14 protein-coding genes are annotated in these 19,026 nt (G+C 68.5%); 8 read left to right on the plus strand and 6 right to left on the minus strand.

All coding sequences use genetic code 11. The features are described 5' to 3' along the window. The first annotated feature begins 73 nt into the window (after positions 1-73). The 6 genes from aroA (at position 74) to mscL (ending at position 6,888) form a co-directional block, all read left to right on the plus strand. Positions 74-1,405 carry a 3-phosphoshikimate 1-carboxyvinyltransferase gene (gene aroA / locus ABIC66_RS04945; protein WP_354068261.1) on the plus strand — a complete coding sequence of 444 codons (1,332 nt, stop codon included), beginning with the start codon at positions 74-76 and terminating at the stop codon, positions 1,403-1,405. 1 nt (position 1,406) lies between these two features. Continuing rightward, complete coding sequence (gene cmk / locus ABIC66_RS04950; RefSeq protein WP_354068262.1) at positions 1,407-2,048, plus strand: (d)CMP kinase; 642 nt, start codon at positions 1,407-1,409, stop codon at positions 2,046-2,048. A 170-nt stretch (positions 2,049-2,218) separates the two neighbouring features. Then, on the plus strand, positions 2,219-3,928 hold the full coding sequence (rpsA, locus tag ABIC66_RS04955) for a 30S ribosomal protein S1 (protein WP_354068263.1): 1,710 nt from the start codon (positions 2,219-2,221) through the stop codon (positions 3,926-3,928). Between the two features lie 111 nt (positions 3,929-4,039). Continuing rightward, positions 4,040-5,998: a DUF3857 domain-containing protein gene (locus ABIC66_RS04960; RefSeq protein WP_354068264.1), complete on the plus strand. Its 1,959-nt coding sequence runs from the start codon at positions 4,040-4,042 to the stop codon at positions 5,996-5,998. 117 nt (positions 5,999-6,115) lie between these two features. Next, on the plus strand, positions 6,116-6,406 hold the full coding sequence (locus tag ABIC66_RS04965) for an integration host factor subunit beta (protein ID WP_010921415.1): 291 nt from the start codon (positions 6,116-6,118) through the stop codon (positions 6,404-6,406). Positions 6,407-6,477: 71 nt separating this feature from the next. Then, positions 6,478-6,888 (plus strand): large-conductance mechanosensitive channel protein MscL, encoded by a 411-nt coding sequence (gene mscL, locus ABIC66_RS04970; protein WP_354068265.1) that lies wholly within the window; start codon positions 6,478-6,480, stop codon positions 6,886-6,888. Here mscL and ABIC66_RS04975 read toward each other — a convergent pair. Together ABIC66_RS04975 and ABIC66_RS04980 are read right to left on the minus strand one after the other, a co-directional pair. Continuing rightward, complete coding sequence (locus ABIC66_RS04975) at positions 6,881-8,113, minus strand: flavin monoamine oxidase family protein (RefSeq protein WP_354068266.1); 1,233 nt, start codon at positions 8,111-8,113, stop codon at positions 6,881-6,883. The two genes, mscL and ABIC66_RS04975, sit on opposite strands and share 8 nt — an antisense overlap. Before the next feature lie 35 nt (positions 8,114-8,148). Further along, the gene (locus ABIC66_RS04980) at positions 8,149-11,016 is read right to left on the minus strand and encodes a M16 family metallopeptidase (protein ID WP_354068267.1); all 2,868 of its coding nucleotides are present in this window, start codon (positions 11,014-11,016) and stop codon (positions 8,149-8,151) included. 161 nt (positions 11,017-11,177) lie between these two features. Here ABIC66_RS04980 and ABIC66_RS04985 point away from each other — a divergent pair, with 161 nt between their 5' ends. Together ABIC66_RS04985 and ABIC66_RS04990 are read left to right on the plus strand one after the other, a co-directional pair. Further along, entirely contained in the window at positions 11,178-11,768 is a 591-nt protein-coding gene (locus ABIC66_RS04985) for a biliverdin-producing heme oxygenase (RefSeq protein WP_354068268.1), read from the plus strand. Then, positions 11,755-14,286, plus strand: coding sequence for an HWE histidine kinase domain-containing protein (locus tag ABIC66_RS04990; RefSeq protein WP_354068269.1), 2,532 nt, complete (start codon positions 11,755-11,757; stop codon positions 14,284-14,286). The genes ABIC66_RS04985 and ABIC66_RS04990 overlap by 14 nt, the downstream gene beginning before the upstream one ends. An 8-nt stretch (positions 14,287-14,294) precedes the next feature. Here ABIC66_RS04990 and ABIC66_RS04995 read toward each other — a convergent pair whose 3' ends face one another. The 4 genes from ABIC66_RS04995 to adh all read right to left on the minus strand — a co-directional run bounded on the left by ABIC66_RS04995 (position 14,295) and on the right by adh (position 18,967). Beyond that, the gene (locus ABIC66_RS04995; RefSeq protein WP_354068270.1) at positions 14,295-14,714 is read right to left on the minus strand and encodes a thiol-disulfide oxidoreductase DCC family protein; all 420 of its coding nucleotides are present in this window, start codon (positions 14,712-14,714) and stop codon (positions 14,295-14,297) included. Then, entirely contained in the window at positions 14,711-15,268 is a 558-nt protein-coding gene (locus ABIC66_RS05000; RefSeq protein ID WP_354068369.1) for an SRPBCC family protein, read from the minus strand. Before ABIC66_RS05000 ends, ABIC66_RS04995 begins: the two co-directional genes overlap by 4 nt. A gap of 34 nt (positions 15,269-15,302) precedes the next feature. Continuing rightward, the gene (gene acs / locus ABIC66_RS05005) at positions 15,303-17,243 is read right to left on the minus strand and encodes an acetate--CoA ligase (protein ID WP_354068271.1); all 1,941 of its coding nucleotides are present in this window, start codon (positions 17,241-17,243) and stop codon (positions 15,303-15,305) included. A 203-nt stretch (positions 17,244-17,446) separates the two neighbouring features. After that, complete coding sequence (adh, locus tag ABIC66_RS05010) at positions 17,447-18,967, minus strand: aldehyde dehydrogenase (protein WP_354068272.1); 1,521 nt, start codon at positions 18,965-18,967, stop codon at positions 17,447-17,449. Positions 18,968-19,026 lie beyond the last annotated feature (59 nt).

Raw genomic sequence — 19,026 nt, forward strand, 5'->3', positions numbered from 1 at the left:
CATGGCGAGAGCCCGCTGTCAAAAGCAATCCCCTTCGCGCAAACCACCTGATCTTTGAGGAGCCGGTTTCGGCATGACGGCGGCTGGATTGAGGAGCGCCCCCGGAGGCGCTCTGCGAGGGACTGTTCGCGCTCCGGGCGACAAATCCATTTCACACCGATCGATGATCCTGGGCGCGCTGGCGACCGGGACGACGACGGTCGAGGGCCTTCTGGAAGGCGATGACGTTCTCGCCACCGCGCGGGCCATGCAGGCCTTTGGCGCGCGCGTCGAGCAGGAGGGCGTCGGGCGCTGGCGCATCGAGGGCCAGGGCGGCTTTTCGGAAGCCGCCGACGTGATCGACTGCGGCAACGCCGGCACCGGCGTGCGCCTGATCATGGGCGCGGCGGCGGGCTTTCCCATGTGCTCGACCTTCACCGGCGACGCCTCGCTGCGCGGCCGTCCGATGGGCCGGGTGCTGGAGCCGCTGGCCAAGATGGGCGCGACCTGGATGGGCCGCGACAAGGGCCGCCTGCCCCTGACCCTGAAGGGCGGAAATCTGCGCGGCCTGAACTACACCCTGCCGATGGCCTCGGCCCAGGTGAAGTCGGCCGTACTGCTGGCTGGGCTGCACGCCGAGGGCGGCGTCGAGGTGATCGAGCCGGAGGCCACGCGCGACCACACCGAGCGCATGCTGCGCGCCTTCGGGGCCGAGGTGATCGTCGAGGACCGCAAGGTCGGCGACAAGACCATCCGCCACGTGCGCCTGCCCGAAGGCCAGAAACTGACCGGCACGCACGTGGCCGTGCCCGGCGATCCGTCGTCGGCGGCCTTCCCGCTGGTGGCCGGCCTGATCGTCCCGGGCTCCGAGGTGACGGTCGAGGGCGTGATGCTGAACGACCTGCGCACCGGCCTGTTCACGACGCTGCGGGAAATGGGCGCGGATCTGGTGATCGCGAACCGCCGCATGGCCAGCGGCGAGGAGGTCGGCGACATCACCGCGCGTTACTCGAAGCTCAAGGGTGTGGTCGTGCCGCCCGAGCGCGCCCCGTCGATGATCGACGAATACCCGATCCTGGCCGTCGCGGCCGCCTTCGCCGAAGGCGACACGGTGATGCGCGGCATCGGCGAGATGCGGGTCAAGGAAAGCGACCGCATCGCCCTGACGGCGGCCGGCCTCGAGGCCTGCGGCGTCGACGTCGAGGAGGAGCCGGAGGGCTTCATCGTCCACGGGACCGGCCAGCCGCCGCGCGGCGGGGCGACGGTCGAGACGCACGGCGACCACCGGATCGCCATGAGTCATCTGATTCTCGGCATGGCCGCCCAGGAGGCCGTCTCGGTCGACGAGCCGGGCATGATCGCCACCAGCTTCCCGGGCTTCGCCGACCTGATGCGCGGGCTGGGCGCCACGCTCGCCGAGGCCTGACATGGGCTTCGTGATCGCTGTCGACGGACCCGCCGCTTCGGGCAAGGGCACGATCGCCGCGCGCCTGGCGGCCGCCTATGGCCTGCCGATGCTGGACACCGGCCTGCTGTACCGCGCCGTCGGGGTGCGGATCCTGGCGGCCGGCGGCGACCTGGACGATCCCGTCTCGGCCGAGGCCTCGGCCCGGGGCTTGGATCTGGCCGAACTGGAAAAGCCCGAGGTGCGCACCCGCGCCGCCGGCGAGGCGGCCAGCCGCTGCGCCGTGCATCCGGGCGTGCGCTCGGCCCTGTTCGACCTGCAGCGCGCCTTCGCGACCCAGGCGTCCGGCGCGGTGATCGACGGCCGCGACATCGGCACCGTCATCGCCCCCGAGGCGCCGGCCAAGCTCTATGTCACCGCCAGCCCCGAGGTCCGCGCCGACCGCCGCTGGAAGCAGCTGGTCGGGCAGGGCGAAAGCGTCACGTTCGACGAGATCCTGGCCGATATCCGCAAGCGCGACGAACGCGACGGCGGCCGCGAGAACGCGCCGATGACACAGGCCGCCGACGCCGTCTTGCTCGATACGTCGGAAATGACTATAGAGCAGGCCTTCGATGCGGCCCGCCGTATCGTCGAGGACGCGCGCGCCCGCCACGAAGCCTGATTTCCATGCGAAAACGGGCCTCGCCGGGCAAATCCACCGCCGACCTCGCCGCGATAGAGAGAACATCGCGGGATCCGCAGACAAACCCTTTCATCCGGAATCCCGAGAACCGCTTTCTCCAGCGGCGCTCACCACAGGGCTTCCCCCAACCTTAGAGACCAAAGATCAGCATGGCTGACGATATGAGCTTCAACCCGACGCGCGACGATTTCGAAGCGCTCCTCAACGACTCGATGGGCGGCCGCGACTTCGCCGAAGGCACCGTCGTCAAGGGTCTGGTCGTCGGGATCGAAAAGGACTTCGCCATCATCGACGTCGGTCTGAAGACCGAAGGTCGCGTCCAGCTGAAGGAATTCGGCGTCGACGAGAACGGCAAGGCCGTCATCAAGACCGGCGACACGGTCGAAGTGTTCCTGGAACGCCTCGAAAACGCGATGGGCGAAGCGGTCATCAGCCGCGAAAAGGCCAAGCGCGAAGAAGCCTGGACCCGTCTGGAAGGCGTCTACGCCCGCAACGAACCCGTCATGGGCGCGATCGTCGGTCGCGTGAAGGGCGGCTTCACGGTCGACCTGGGCGGCGCCTCGGCCTTCCTGCCGGGCTCGCAAGTCGACATCCGCCCGGTGCGCGACGTCGGTCCGCTGATGGGCAAGGAACAGCCCTTCGCCATCCTCAAGATGGACCGTCCGCGCGGCAACATCGTCGTCTCGCGTCGCGCCATCCTGGAAGAAGCCCGCGCCGAGCAGCGCACCGAACTGGTGTCGCAGCTGCAAGAGGGTGAAATCCGCGAAGGCGTCGTCAAGAACATCACCGACTACGGTGCGTTCGTCGACCTGGGCGGCATCGACGGCCTGCTGCACGTCACCGACATGAGCTGGAAGCGCGTCAACCACCCGAGCCAAGTGCTCGCCGTGGGCGACACCGTGAAGGTCCAGATCGTCAAGATCAACCCGGACACCCAGCGCATCAGCCTCGGCATGAAGCAGCTGCAGTCGGATCCGTGGGACGGCGTCGAAGCCAAGTATCCGGTCGGCGCCAAGTTCACGGGCCGCATCACCAACATCACCGACTACGGCGCCTTCGTGGAGCTGGAAGCCGGCGTCGAAGGCCTGGTGCACGTCTCGGAAATGTCGTGGACCAAGAAGAACGTCCACCCCGGCAAGATCGTCTCGACCTCGCAGGAAGTCGACGTGGTCGTGCTGGACGTCGATCCGTCGAAGCGCCGCGTGTCGCTGGGCCTGAAGCAAGCCCTGGCCAACCCGTGGGAAGCCTTCCTGGAAGCGCACCCGGTCGGCTCGGCCGTCGAAGGCGAAGTCAAGAACGCGACCGAATTCGGTCTGTTCGTCGGCCTCGACAACGACATCGACGGCATGGTGCACCTGTCGGACATCGACTGGAGCGCGCCGGGCGAAGAAGCCATGGCCCGCTACAAGAAGGGCGACGTGGTCAAGGCGAAGGTTCTCGACGTCGACGTCGAGAAGGAACGCATCTCGCTGGGCATCAAGCAGCTGGCCGGCGACCCGATGTCGGGCGACACCTTCCGCAAGAACCAGACCGTGACCGTCACCGTGACGGAAGTCACGACGGGCGGCATCGAAGTCCGCTTCGGTGAAGACGACGCGCCGATGTCGGCCTTCATCCGCAAGTCGGACCTGTCGCGCGATCGTCAGGAACAGCGCCCCGAGCGCTTCGCCGTGGGTGACCGCGTCGATGCTCAGATCACCAACGTGGACAAGGCCGCGCGCCGCGTCTCGCTGTCGATCAAGTCGCTGGAAATGGCCGAAGAGAAGGAAGCCATCGAGCAGTTCGGCTCGTCGGACTCCGGCGCTTCGCTGGGCGACATCCTGGGCGCGGCTCTGCGCGAGCGCGCCACCAAGGAATAGTCTTCCGCTCCAATCGGAGTTGAAGCGACGGCGGCGGGAGCGATCCCGCCGCCGTTTTCTTTTGCGCGAAACCCTGCCAAAAACATCCAAGGTTGAGTCCTGGGGGTGTTCGTGAGCAAGTACCTGACGGCCTTCGTCGCCGCGTCGACGTTCATGCTGGCCGGCGCGGCCCACGCCGCCGACAAGCCCGTCTACGCCCCGCCCGCCAAATGGGTGCAGGTGGCCGAGATCCCGGCTCCGCCGGCTGACGACCAAGCTCCAGCGACCCAGCTGCTGCTGGACGACAACCAATCCCTGCACGATGCCGCGGGCTCGGCCTACTACAACCGCCGCGTGGTCAAGATCCTGCGATCGGAGGGCCTGCAGGGCGGCTCGCGCAATCTGACCTGGGATCCCGAGCGCGAAACCGTCACCCTGCATTCGCTGGCGATCATCCGTGACGGCCAGCGCATCGACTTGCTGAAGGACGGCAAGGACGTCTTGGTCCTGCGCCGCGAGAAGAACCTCGAGCGGGCGATGCTAGATGGGCGGATGACCGCCTCGATTCAGCTTAACGACCTGCAGGTCGGCGACACCGTCGACTGGGCCTATACCCAGGAACGTCGCGACCCCGTAGTGGGCGGACGCACCAATGACTTCGAGCGCATGGGCTGGTCCGGCATCGCCGGCCGCTACCGCGTGCGTCTGTTGTGGGACGACGTGACGCCATTGACCTGGAAGACCACCACGGCCTTCCCCGAGCCCAAGCTCTCCAAGACGGGCCGGATGCACGAACTGCTGGTCGATCTCAGCGCCGCCGCGGCGCCGAAGATGCCGGTCGGCGCGCCGGTCCGCTTCGCCCGCGTGGGCGAACTACAGGCCACCACCTATCGCGGCTGGGAAGACGTTTCCGCGCGCATGGCGCCCCTCTACGCCAAGGCGGCGATCCTGGCTCCGGATTCGCCGTTGCGAGCCGAGATCGCCGCCATCGCCGCCGCGAATCCCGACGCCAAGACGCGCGCCTTCGCCGCTTTGAAGCTCGTCGAGGACAAGACCCGCTATCTGTTCCTGGGTATGGGCGAAGGCGGCTACAGGCCCGCGGCCGCCGACCAGACGTGGTCGCGTCGCTTCGGCGACTGCAAGGGCAAGACGGTGCTGCTGATGGCCATCCTGCGCGAATTGGGTGTCGAGGCCGAGCCGGTGATGGTGATGACCCTGGGACCGGATGGCTTGGACCAGCGCGTTCCCGCCGCCGCCCAGTTCAACCACGTGCTGGTCCGGGCCCGCATCGACGGCAAGTCCTATTGGCTGGACGGCACGCGGAACGGCGATCGCGGCGGCCTCGACACGTTGGAGCCGCCGGCGTGGCGCTGGGGCCTGCCGGTCCGCGCGGCCGGCGCCAGCCTGGAGTCGATCGAGCAGCCGCCGCTGAGCAAGCCCGAAGCCGAGGGCGTGATGCGCATCGACGCTTCCGCGGGTCTCGACAAGCCGGCCTCCGTGCGGGTGGCCTTGACGCTGCGGGGAGACAAGGGGCTGGTGTTGGCCCGCATGCTGGAGGTTGCGCCCCGTGCGGATCTCGACCGTCAATTCAAGCAGAGCTTTTCGGCCGCTTACGGCTGGATCACGCTCGATCGGATCGAATGGTCGGTGTCGGACCTGGGCGAAACGACGATGACCATGGTCGGAACGGCCGAAATGGAATGGCGGCTGAACGATGATCTGGGCGTCCGTGAGTGGCGCAAACCGGGAAGCGGGGCCGGCCAGCCGACCCTTTTCCCGCGCCGCGAGCCCGGTCCCAATGTCGACGCGCCCTATGTCACGCCTTTCCCGACCTACACCGTCACGACGACCGAAGTGGTCCTGCCGAACCGGGGCGCCGGATTCACCGTAAAGGGACCCACCTTCGACGGCCGCATCGCCAACGACCAGGTGCGCCAGCTCGCCGAGGTCAAGGATGGGGTCGCCCGCTTCGTCGACAGCGCCCGGTCGCTGGGCCGGGAGATTCCCGCCGCCGAGGCCGAGGCGGTCAACAGGGTTCGCCGCCAGATGTCCGAGCAAGCCCAGATCGTCCGCGCGCCGAAGGGCGCATGAGGGGCCACGTTAACCGAACCTCGTTCGAGAATCGCACGCAACCCCTTGAAGACTCAGCCATCGTTGGGCAAAGGTCCGCTCGCGCCCTTTCCTCCCAGGGGCGTTCCGGGGATATCGATGATCAAGTCTGAACTCATCGCCAGGCTCGCGAATGAAAATCCGCACCTAACGCAGAAAGACGTCGAACGAGTCGTCGGCGTGATCCTCGAGCGTATGATTGGCGCGCTGGAGGACGGCGGCCGTGTCGAATTGCGGGGCTTTGGGGCCCTGTCGGTCCGCTCGCGTCCCGCTCGCACCGGCCGCAACCCGCGCACCGGCGAGGCGGTCGACGTCCGCGCCAAGCACGTGCCGTTCTTCAAGAGCGGCAAGGAGCTGCGCGCCAGGCTGAACGCGGACGGCGACGAATAGGCCTCAAGCTTGCCCTGAGCGGCGAACGGCTTCAGCCTCTTCGCCGTGTTTGAGGTGGCGAGGGATTTGTCATGAGCGTCGTCAAGGAATTCCGCGAGTTCATCGCCCGCGGCAACGTCATCGAGCTGGCCGTCGGCGTGATCATCGGCGCGGCGTTCAACGGCATCGTCAAGAGCCTGGTCGACCAGGTGATCATGCCGCCGATCGGCCTGCTGACCGGCGGCCTCGACTTTTCCAAGCTGGAATGGGTGCTGCGCCCCGAGAATCCGGCGACCGAGGCGGTCGAGAAGGTGGCCGTGCAGTACGGCGCCTTCATCAACACCCTGATCCAGTTCTTCATCGTCGCGGTCGTGGTGTTCCTGCTGGTCAAGGTCGTCAACGGCATCCGCCGCGCCGACGCCGAGGAGCCCGCGCCCAGCGCGCCGACACCGGAAGAAAAGCTGCTGACCGAGATTCGCGACCTGCTGGCCAAGCCTAGGTAAGCGCCGCGATCGCCGCGCGTCCCGCCGCCTCGCCGGTCCGCCACGCGCCGTGGGCGGTCGAGAAGGCGTTGGCGCTGCAGGCTTCGCCGGCGAAGAACAGGCGTTGGTCGACCGGCGCGGCCAGCGTCGCCCGCGCGCTGGCGTGGCCGGGCAAGGCGTGGGAATAGGACCCGCCAGCGAACGGGTCGGCGGCCCAGTGGGTCTCGGCCATCAGGTGCATCTTCTTGCGGACGTCGCTCCCATAGATCGCGACCAGCCCCTCGATCGCGAACGCCGCCGCCGCGCCAGGGCCCTGGCCTTCTAGCGATCGGGCGTGAGCGCCGCCCAGGAACACCTCGATCATCGGCCTGTGCAGCGGCCGCAGGTGATAGGCCCCCGTCGCCGTCACGTGGGGGTCGCCATAGACCTGGGTCTCGGGCAGGAACATCTCGGGCTCGTCCAGACGCAGGAACACCTTGTCGGCCAGGCCCAGCGGCAGGCCGGCGGCGGCGTCCAGCTTGTCCGGCAGGGCGGGCATGAAGCGCAGGGCGCCGGTGGCCAGGATCGCGGTCGGCACGCAGATGATCGCCGCCCGCGCCGAGACGTCGCCCCGTGGCGTCTGCAGCATCACGCGCGGGCCGTCGTGGCGGATCATCGCGACCGGGCAGGACAGGCGGGTCGGCAGGTTGGCCGGCGCCAGACGGGTCAGGCTGGTTCCATAGCCCTCGGCCACCCGCCAATTGACCTCGGTGTCTTCGTAGGCGGCGTAGTCGTGCAGCGAGACCTGGTCGAACTCCGCGCCGTTGTAGAAGGCGCTGAAGGCGTTCAGCAGCGGGTTCCAGCGATTGCCAGGCTCCATCAGGTCCGAGGCCGGGCGGTCGGGGCCGCCGTCACGGGCCGCCGCCTCGATTCGCGCGTCGAGCGCCTGGAACGCTTCGCCGAACTCGGCCCGCTCGTCGGGGGTGAAGACCGGATTGTCGGCGAGGTTGCCCCAGGGCGGCGGGGTCTTGTCGATCGTCAGGCCCAGGCCCTGGATCTTGGCCACCAACGGATTGTGGTCGGCCGAGTGCAGCCACTCGCAGCCGAGATCGATCGGACCGATCGGGGTCTGGATCGTATGGCCGCGCCCGCCCAGCCGGTCGCGAGCCTCCAGCAACAGGCCCGAAAGCCCGCTGGCGGCCACCTGCTCGGCGGCGGCCAGGCCGGCGGCGCCGGCGCCCACGATCGCGATGTCGACCTCGTCCATGAGACCTCAATCGGATCGTGGGACCTGGAGTTTCCCTACTTTTGCAGGCTCGGCGCGTCGAGGTCCAGCTTGGCGGCCGGGATCACCGTGGCGTTCGGCGCGGCCTTGGCCAGGTCGTCGCCCATGGCCTTGGCGTCGCCGGCGACGATGACGCTCATCTGGGCCGGATCCAGCTTGGCCTTGGCGAAGGCCTGGACTTCCTCCGGCGAGACAGCCTCGACCTTGGCGGCGTAGCTCTGGATTTCGGTCAGCGGCACGCCGTAGACGGCCAGATTGCCCAGGATGTTGGCCAGGCCCTCAGAGGTGCCGAGGTCGCGCCCGAAATTGCCGACCAGCACCGACTTGCGGGCGGTCAGCTCGCCGGCCGTGGCCGGCTCGGCCGCCAGGCGGGTCAGCTCGGCGCGGGTCAGGGTGACGACCTCGCCGGCCGATGGGTTCTTGGTCTGCACCCGGGCCGAGAAGCCGCCGAAGCGGCCCTGCGGCGTCAGGCTGGAGCCGGCCCCATAGGACAGGCCGCGCTTGATGCGGATCTCCTGGTTCAGGCGCGAGCTGAAGCCGACGCCCAGCACCGTGTTGGCGACGACGCCCTGGTAGTAGTTCGGATCGGCGCGGGTGATGGCCGGCTTGGCCAGCACCACGGCTGCCTGACCCGTGCCCGGCAGATCGATGACGATGTTGCGCGGCTGGTAGCCGGTGGGCGCGGCCGGCGGGGCCGGCGGCGGCGAGGCGGGCTTCTTCCACGACCCGAATGCCTTCTCGGCCAGGGCGAAGCCGGCCTCGGGGGTCAGGTTGCCGGTCAGCACCAGCACGGCGTTGTCCGGGCGCCAGTAGGCGGCGTGGGTCTTGGCGAGATCCGTGCGTTTGATCTTCGGCAACGAACCCGGCGTGCCGCCGGCCACGTGGCCATAGGCCGAGCCGGCGTACAGCACCGGGGCGGTGGCGTAGGCGGCCAGGGTGCCTGGGCGCTGGTACGAGACCGACAGGCCGTCCAGGGTCTCGGTGCGGACCCGGTCCAGCTCCTCGGCCGAGAAGGCCGGGTGCTCGGCGACGTCGGCCATGATCGCCATGGCCGGGGCGGCGTTGTTGGCCGTGACGCTGAGGGTCAGGGAGGCGGCCTCCCAACCCGAGCCGGCCTCGAGATCTGCGCCCAGGGCCTCGGTCTCGCGGGCCACCTGGGTGGCCGAGCGGCTGGTGGTGCCCTCGGTCAGTAGTTCGGCGGTCAGGCTGGACGTGCCGGCGAGGCCGGTAGGATCCGAGCTGGCCCCGCCGCGCACGGTCAGGTCGGCGGTGATCAGCGGCAGGTCGCTGGACTTGGCGACGATGACCCGCAGACCGTTGGCCAGGGTTTTCTCGGCCGGGGTCGGCAGGACGGCCGGCACCGGAGCCGCGACGGCCGGCGGCCTCTGGCGTTCGCCTTCGGGGGCTAGGGTCGTGACCGGACCGTCGAACTTGACCGAGGCCACCTTGGGAATCGGCGGGGTGGCGTCCTTCTCGCCGGCCGGGCGGTCCTTTTCCGGCAGGTAGCGGATCACGGTGCGCCGGTCGTCGGCCAGGTACTTGCGCGCGACGCGCTGGATGTCGGCGGCGGTGACGGCCTGCAGCTTGGCCAGGCTGGTATTGGCGCTGGCGGCGTCGCCTTCGGTTTCCAGCGCGTAGCCGATGGCGAAGCCGCGACCGTCGATCTCCTCGCGCTTGCGGACGGCGTCGGCCAGCAGGCCGGCCTTGGCCTCGGCCAGTTCGGCGGGGGTGACGAGGCCGTCGCGGACGCGGGCGACCTGGGCGCGCAGGGCCGCCTCGCCCTGGGCCACCGTCTTGCCGCCGGCCATGACGGCGCCGACGTAGAACAGGCCCGGCTGGGCGTTATTCGGGGCGCTGGAGAACACCGACTGGGCGATCTTCTGGTCGTAGACCAGGCTGTCATAGAGCCGCGAGGACTTGCCAGCCGATAGCACCGCGTCCAGCACGGTCAGGGCCGGGGTGTCCTTGTCGGCGGCGGCCGGCGCCAGCCAGGTCACGGCCAGGGCCGGCAGCGGCACGTTGGGGCCGTAGGTGTTGACGACCTTGGGACCCGTGCGGGCCGGCTCGACCGTGGTCACCTTCGGGATCGCCGCGGCCGGCGCGGTCAGCGGGCCGAAGTACTGGTCGATCATCGCATCCAGCTTGGCCTGGTCGAAATTGCCGACGACGATCAAGGCCGCGTTGTCCGGGCGGTAGTAGGTGGCGTGGAAGGCGCGAACGTCGTCGACCGTCGCCGCGTCCAGCTCCTCGATCGAGCCGATGCCGGGGCGCTTGTACGGGTGAGTCGTGAACGACTGCTGCGGGATCGAGAGGGCGAAGAAGCGGCCATAAGGATCGGCCAGCACGCGCTGGCGCAGCTCTTCCTTCACGACGTCGCGCTCGGACGCGAACACCGCCTCGTCGATGACCAGGGCTTTGAGGCGATCGCTCTCGGCCCAGATCAGCCGCTCCAGGTGGTTGGCGGGCGCGACCTCGTAATAGTTGGTGAAATCGTCCCAGGTGGAGGCGTTGTTGAAGCCGCCCACGTCCTCGGTCAGGCGATCCAGCGTCTCGCTGGGCATGTTGCGCGTGGCCTTGAACATCAGGTGCTCGAACAGGTGCGCGAAGCCCGAGCGGCCGTTCGGATCGTCCTTGGAGCCGACGCCGTACCAGACCTGCACCGAGACGTTCGGGGTGGTGGTGTCGCGCGAGGTGAACACCTTCATGCCATTGGCCAGCACGCGCTGCTGATAGACGATCGGCGGGACCTTGATCGCGGAGGCGCTGGGCGCGGCGGCGGCCGGTTTCGGCTTGGCCTTCGCCGGCGTGGCCGCCATGGCCAAGGGCGACAGCGCCGTGGTGGAAAGGGCCGCGGCCACAAGGGCCAGCTTGGCGGTGCGGATCATGCGCGAAGGTCTCCTGAACAGTCCGCGCGACCCTAGCACCGCCCCTCGCGCGGTAAACCTTACCGTGCTGTCATGTGGCGGAACCAAACCGCGCCCACTGAGTTACGAACACTCGTCTCGCCCCCTCGGCGTCGTAGGGTTGGTCCGCCGTGGGAGAAATCTTGCCAGACATCTCGCTCCGCGATCGCCTGCGCGCGGCGACCTCCGCGAGCCACGCCGCGCTGGACGACGTCGTCTCCGGCTGGCGCATCGACACGCCGCGGGGCTATGGCGCGTTCCTGACGGCCTCGGCCATCGCCTTGGCGCCCATGGAACTGGCTCTCGAGCGGGCCGGCGTCGCCGAATGGCTGCCCGACTGGCCCCAGCGCGGGCGGCGCGCCGTCTTGGCCAAAGACCTCGTCGCGATGGGTCTGGACGTTCCTCCATCTTCGCCCTGTTTCGTCCCGTCCCGCGACTTTGGCGCGGGCCTGCTCTACGTGCTGGAGGGGTCCAGACTAGGCGCTCGCTTTCTCGCTCGCCGGGTCCGCGCGGCCGGCGCCGGCCTGCCATTGGCCTATCTGGCGCACGGCGAGGAGGAGGATCTGTGGCGAACCTTTCTAACTTGGCTTGATGCAATACCCAAAGTCGGGTTCGAGACAGACGCCGCCGAGCGGGGTGCGCGATATGGGTTTCAGTGCTTCTCGGACGCGTTCGAGACCCTAGCCCCGACTGGAGCCCCGAATGCCCGAACCGGCGCCCATGTCCGGGTTTGAAGTCGATCTGACCAATTGCGATCGGGAACCGATCCATATCCTGGGCTCGGTGCAGCCGTTCGGCTTCCTGTTGGCGGTCAATTCCGATTGGCTGGTGGTCCACGCCTCGACCACCACCCTGCGCTATCTAGGCGTCGCCGCCGAAGACCTGCTGGGCAAGCCGCTAGGCCAGGTGATGAGCGGCCACGCCATCCACAACATCCGTGGCCGCCTGCAAATCATGCGCGGCGCCGACGCGGTGGAGCGCATGTTCGGCCAGCCGCTGTTGGATGGCGGCGAGGACTTCGACCTGGCCCTGCATTATTCCGGCCGCCTGCTGATCGTCGAGGGCGAACCGAGTCAGGCCGAGCCGCTGATCGAGGCGGCCTCGGCCGTACGCTCGATGACCATGCGGATCGCCGCGCGGCCGACCTTCGAGGAGTTCTGTCACGAGGCCGCCCGCCAGGTGCGGGCCCTGACTGAGTTCGATCGGGTGATGGTCTATCGCTTCGGCCATGACGGCGCCGGCGAGGTGATCGCCGAGTCGGTGCGCCCGGGGATCGGGTCGTTCCTGGGTCAGCGCTATCCGGCCTCCGACATCCCCGTCCAGGCCCGGGCCCTGTACGAACGAAACTGGCTGCGGATCATCGTCGACGTCGACGCCGAGGTTTCGCCGATCGTCCCGCGCGTGAGCGCCACGGGCGAGCCTGTCGACCTGTCGATGAGCATGTTGCGGGCCGTCTCGCCGATCCATATCGAGTACCTGCGCAACATGGGCGTGGCGGCCTCACTATCGATCTCGATCCTGCGGGACGGCAAGCTGTGGGGCCTGTTCGCGTGCCACCACTACGCCCCCAAGCATATCAGCTACGAGCGCCGCACGGCCGCCGAGCTGTTCGGCCAGCTCTTCTCCCTGACCCTGGAAAGCCGCGAGCGCGAGATCGAGACCCGGCGCATGGCCGAGGCCCGCAACCTGCACGACCGCATGATGAACGCGGTGGTCAAGGCCAGCGCCGGCGCCGACAGTCTCAGCCCCTATCTCGACGACCTCTGCCGGCTGGTGCACTGCGACGGCTTGGCCGTGTGGCTGGGGGGGCGGCTGACCCTGCGCGATTCAACGCCCGACGCCAGCGACGTCCATACCCTGATCCGCCTGTTGCGCGACAAGGACACCCACTCGGTGTTCGCCACCAACGAGATCGCCACCCTGCTGCCCTCGGCCGCCGCCTGGACGGGCAAGGCGGCCGGCATGCTGGCCATCCCGTTGTCGCGGGCTCCGCGCGACTACCTGATCTTTTTTCGCAAGGAAGAAGCCACGACCGTGGTCTGGGCCGGACAGCCGGCCAAGCTGGTTCAGGTGGGGCCGCTGGGCGACCGCCTGACCCCGCGCAAGAGTTTCGAGGCGTGGGAGGAGACCGTGCGCGGCCAGAGCCGGCCGTGGACCCTGGTCGAGCGTTCCCTGGCCGAGGGCATGCGCGCCAGCCTGCTGGAGATCGTCTTCCGCCTGACCGATCTGGCCGACGAGGAGCGTCAGCGCGCCAACCAGCGCCAGGAATTGCTGATCGCCGAGCTGAACCACCGGGTGCGCAACATCCTCGGCCTGATCCGCGGCCTGATCAGCCAGAGCCGCTCGGGTGTCTCCAGCGTCGAGGAATTCGCCGAGGTGATCGGCGGTCGGGTCCAGGCCCTCGCCCGAGCTCACGACCAGATCACCCGCCACCAATGGGGGCCGGGCGCGCTCAGCGATCTGATCACCGCCGAGGCCGAGGCCTATCTGTCAGGGCCCAACCTGTCTGGTAAGGCCGAGCGCGTGAAGCTCAATGGCGCGCCGACCGCCCTGGCCCCCGACGCCTTCTCGATCCTGTCGCTGGTCATCCACGAGCTGATGACCAACTCGGCCAAGTATGGCGCCTTGTGTGACCAGCGCGGCCAGGTGACGATCGACTGGGCGCGCGACGCCAAGGGCGACCTGATGATCGACTGGCGCGAGCGCGACGGTCCGCCGGTCAAGCCGCCGACCCGGCGGGGCTTCGGCTCGACGATCATCGAGCACTCGATCCCGCACGACCTGAACGGCGAGGTGAGCCTCGACTACCGGCCCGAAGGCTTCCAGGCCCGGATCCGCATCCCCGGTCGCTATGTCAGCACCGACGGCGTCACGGCCGCCGTGTCTCAGCCCCGGCGTACGGATACGCCGGTCCGCGCGCCCGACCGGATGCTGGTCTTGGAAGACAACATGATCATCGCCCTCGACCTGGAGGACATGCTGACCCGTCTAGGCGTCAGGCAGGTGACGGTGGCGTCCAGCGTCGCCCAGGCCTTGGACGCCCTGGCCGATGGTCTGCCGCCGTTCGCGATCCTCGACGTCAATCTGGGCGCGGAGACCAGTTTCCCGGTCGCCGACGCCCTGCAAGCCGCCGGCGTGCCGTTCGCGTTCGGCACCGGCTTCGGCGACAGCGCCGCCTTCCCGGACCGGTTCAAAGAGTCGCCGGTGCTGCAGAAGCCCTACAGCGCCGAGAGCGTGGCGGCGTTGTTTTAGGACGCGCGCTAGTCCAGCACGAATCGCGCCCGCTGTTCCGCCGTCGGGACCATGCAGCGGTCCTTCTTGCCCAGCAGCCGGTAGCGGTTGGTCGCGATCCAGTCGTAGGCGGCGTCCATCGGTTTGCGCGGTAGGCGGTCGACGAAGGCCAGCCAGCGCCAAGGCGCGCGCAGGCGGCGCAGCAGCGCGCCGATCGCGGCGGTCTTGGCCAGGGGGCGGCCGTGGTCGAGGAACAGGAAGCTTTCGGGCGTGTCCGGATCCAGGCCATGGGCGCGGGCGAGAGCCCGACCATAGGGAGACTGCAGGGGCGTGAAGCGGATCACGCCGTCACGATCCAGCCGCAGCGCCGTCCGCACCGTCCCGTCGCAGAGATGGCAGACGCCGTCGAACAGCATCAGGCCGTCCGGCGCTAGCCGATCTTCGTTCATCCGCCCTCGCACTCCCGCCGCAGGGCCCTCAGCGATTGCGGCACATCGTGGCGCATCATGCCGCTGATCAGACCGGCGGGGACCGCGAACGGCGAGGTGGCCCACATGTCGTAGATGACCCGGGTGCGCTGTCCGCCGTCCAGCGGCTCCAGCCGCCATGACCCGTCGCAGGCGCGTATGTCGCCGCCGATGCAGGTGAAGTGGATCTCCCGGTCCGGCTCCAGGGTCACGCGTGAGGTCGAACGCAAGGTCGGCAGGAAGAAGCCCCACTTGACCGTGTGCTCGCGGATCTCGGTCCCGTCGGGCGCGCGGGAGACGACGCGGCAGCTCTTCACGCCGGGGCTCATCCGCGCGGCGCGGTCGCAGTCGAGGATGACGCGGAACACGACGGCCGGCGGGGCGGCGATGTCGACGCTGGCGCGCACCATCCCCCGGCCGTGGTCGTCGGCATGAGCTTCGACCGCGATGCCGTCGCCCTTTATGTCCCACTCGGCGGCCGCCCGGGCGGGGCCGGCCAGGACGAGAAAAGCGAAAAGAACGACAAGCCGGCGCATCATGCTGAAGCTAACGCGGCCGGCGCGCTCTTCGCTACGCGCCGGCTCGATTTTTCACCAGATCGTCGACCACCGAAGGGTCGGCCAGGGTCGAGGTGTCGCCCAGGCTGCCCAGTTCGTTCTCGGCGATCTTGCGCAGGATGCGGCGCATGATCTTGCCCGAGCGGGTCTTGGGCAGGCCCGGCGCCCATTGGAGGATGTCCGGGGCGGCGAACGGGCCGATCTCGTGGCGGACCCACAGGATCAGGTCCTTGCGCAGTGGGTCGGTCGCCTCGACGCCGGCTTTCAGGGTGACATAGGCGTAGACACCCTGGCCCTTGATGTCGTGCGGATAGCCGACCACGGCGGCCTCGGCGACGGCCTCGTGGGCGACCAGGGCGCTCTCGATCTCGGCGGTGCCCAGGCGATGGCCCGAGACGTTGATCACGTCGTCGACCCGGCCGGTGATCCAGTAGTAGCCGTCGCCGTCGCGGCGGCAGCCGTCGCCGGTGAAGTACTTGCCGGGATAGGTCGAGAAATAGGTCTCGAAGAACCGCTGATGGTCGCCATAGACCGTGCGCATCTGGCCCGGCCAGCTGTCGGTGATGACGAGATTGCCCTCGGTCGCGCCGTCCAGGACCGCGCCTTCGGCGTCGACCAGCTGCGGCTTGACGCCCGGCAGCGGCTTGGAGGCCGAGCCCGGCTTCAGGGCCGTGGCGCCCGGCAGCGGGGTGATCAGCATGCCGCCGGTCTCGGTCTGCCACCAGGTGTCGACGATCGGCAGGCGCTCCTTGCCGACCACGCGGTGGTACCAGAGCCAGGCTTCGGGATTGATCGGCTCGCCGACGCTGCCCAGCACGCGCAGGGACGACAGATCGTTCTTGGTCACGTGCTCGTCGCCCTCGCGCATCAGGGCGCGCAGGGCCGTCGGGGCGGTGTAGAAGATCTCGACCTTGTGCTTGTCGATCACCTCCCAGAAGCGGCTGGGGGTCGGATAGTTCGGCACGCCTTCGAAGATCAGGCTGGTCCCGCCATTGGCCAGCGGGCCGTAGACGACATAGCTGTGGCCGGTGACCCAGCCCACGTCGGCCGTGCACCAGAACACTTCGCCGGGCTTGTAGTCGAACACCGCCCAGAAGGTCCAAGAGGCCCAGGCCAGGTAGCCGCCGGTGGTGTGCAGCACGCCCTTGGGCTTTCCCGTCGAACCCGAGGTGTAGAGGATGAACAGCGGATCCTCCGCGTTCATCGGCTCGGGCGGGCAGTCGGCCGACACCGTGTCGCGGACGTCGTTCCAGACCACGTCCCGGCCCTTGACGAGCGGAACCTCGGCGCCGGTCCAGCGGATCAGCAGCACCTTCTCGACCTCGGGGCACTGTAGCAGCGCTTCGTCGACATTGGCCTTCAGCGGCACGCGCTTGCCGCCGCGGCGGCCCTGGTCGGCGGTGATGACGATCCGCGACTCGCAGTCCTTGATGCGGCCGGCGATGCTGTCGGGCGAGAAGCCGCCGAACACCACCGAGTGCACCGCGCCGATGCGGGCGCAGGCCAGCATGGCGGCGGCGGCCACCGGAACCATCGGCAGGTAGATCGTGACCCGATCGCCCTTCTTGACTCCTAGCTCCTTGAGGACGTTGGCCATGCGGCAGACCTCCTCGTGCAGCTGACCGTAGGTCAGGGTGCTGGAGGTCCCCGGCTCGTCGCCCTCGAAGATCAGGGCAACGTCGTCCTTCTTGGCGGGCAGGTGGCGGTCCAGGCAGTTGGCCGAGACGTTGAGGACGCCGTCCTCGTACCAGCGGATACGGAAGTCGTCCTTGTTGTAGGAGACGTCCTTGATCCGGGTCGGCGGCTTGATCCAGTCCAGGCGCGCGGCGATGTCGCGCCAATAGCCCTCGGGGTCGGCCTCGACGCGGGCCACGGCGGCGTCATAGGCGGCGGCGTCGATATGCGCCTGCTCCGCCAGGTCCTGGGGAACCGGAAAAACCTGTCCGTCGCTCACAGCCGCACTCCCGTATTTCGTTGGCCGCCGGAATAGGCGAAGCCAGCCGCTGGACGCAAGAAGACCATTGCGGTTTCTCGGCGGCAAACCTGTCATCCCGGCCGCAGCGAAGCGAAGAGCCGGGACCGTAGAAAGCTCGGCGCTTCCGGCGGTCCCGGCTCGCCGCGCTTCGCGCTGGGCCGGGATGACAGTTCAATCGGCGATTAGAAGAAACCCAATGCCTTGGGGCTGTAGCTGACCAGCATGTTCTTGGTCTGCTGATAGTGGTCGAGCATCATCTTGTGGGTCTCGCGGCCCACGCCCGACTGCTTGTAGCCGCCGAAGGCCGCGTGGGCCGGATAGGCATGGTAGCAGTTGGTCCAGACGCGACCGGCCTCGATGCCCCGGCCAAAGCGGTAACAGCGGTTGGCGTCGCGGCTCCACACGCCCGCGCCGAGGCCGAAGGCGGTGTCGTTGGCGATCGCGAGCGCCTCGTCCTCGGTCTTGAAGGTCGTCACCGCCAGGACCGGGCCGAAGATTTCCTCCTGGAAGATCCGCATCTTGTTGTGGCCCTCGAACACGGTCGGCTCGACATAGTAGCCGTCGGCCAACTGCCCCGGCAGGATCTTGCGATGGCCGCCGGCCAGCAGCTTGGCGCCTTCGTCGCGGCCGATGTCCATATAGCCGAGGATCTTGTTCAGCTGTTCCTCGGAGGCCTGGGCGCCGATCATGGTGGCCGGATCCAGTGGGCTGCCCTGGACCACGGCGTTGACGCGCTCGAGCGCCTTTTCCATGAACCGCTCGTAGATCGACTCCTGCACCAGGGCCCGGCTGGGGCACGTGCAGACCTCGCCCTGGTTCAGGGCGAACATGGTGAAGCCCTCCAGCGCCTTGTCGAAGTAATCGTCGTCCTCGCGCATCACGTCGTCGAAGAAGATGTTCGGCGACTTGCCGCCCAGCTCCAGGGTCACCGGGATCAGGTTCTGGCTGGCGTACTGCATGATCAGCCGGCCCGTCGAGGTCTCGCCGGTGAAGGCGATCTTGGCGACGCGCGGGCTCGAGGCGAGCGGCTTGCCGGCTTCGACGCCGAAGCCGTTGACGATGTTGAGCACGCCGGCGGGCAGGAGGTCGCCGATCAGCTCGGCCCAGACCATGATCGAGGCCGGGGTCTGCTCGGCGGGCTTCAGCACCACGCAGTTGCCGGCCGCCAAGGCCGGGGCCAGCTTCCAGCAGGCCATCAACAGTGGGAAGTTCCACGGGATGATCTGGCCGACCACCCCCAGCGGCTCGTGAAAGTGATAGGCGACGGTGTCGTGGTCGATCTCGGAGATCGAACCTTCCTGGCCGCGCAGGCAGCCGGCGAAATAACGGAAGTGGTCGATGGCCAGCGGGATGTCGGCGGCCAGGGTCTCGCGGATCGGCTTGCCGTTGTCCCAGGTCTCGGCGGTGGCCAGGGTCTCGAGGTTTTCCTCCATGCGGTCGGCGATGCGTAGCAGTATCCGCGACCGTTCGGCGACGCTGGTCTTGCCCCAGGCGGCCTTGGCGGCGTGGGCGGCGTCGAGGGCGCGCTCGATGTCGATATCCTGCGAGCGGGCGATCTCGCAGATCTTCTTGCCGTGGATCGGCGAGCTGTTGTCGAAGTAGCGGCCATCGGCCGGGGCGACCCACTGGCCGCCGATGAAGTTGTCGTAGCGCGCCTTGAACGGCGGACGCGACAGGGACTCGATGAATTCGGGTTTGGTCATGGTTTCCTCCGTGCCGCCTTTTCGGCGGGCGTCTGAGGCAAACCTGCGCCCCGTGCTGG

This window comes from Caulobacter sp. 1776 (assembly GCF_040545685.1).
Taxonomy (GTDB): Bacteria; Pseudomonadota; Alphaproteobacteria; order Caulobacterales; family Caulobacteraceae; genus Caulobacter.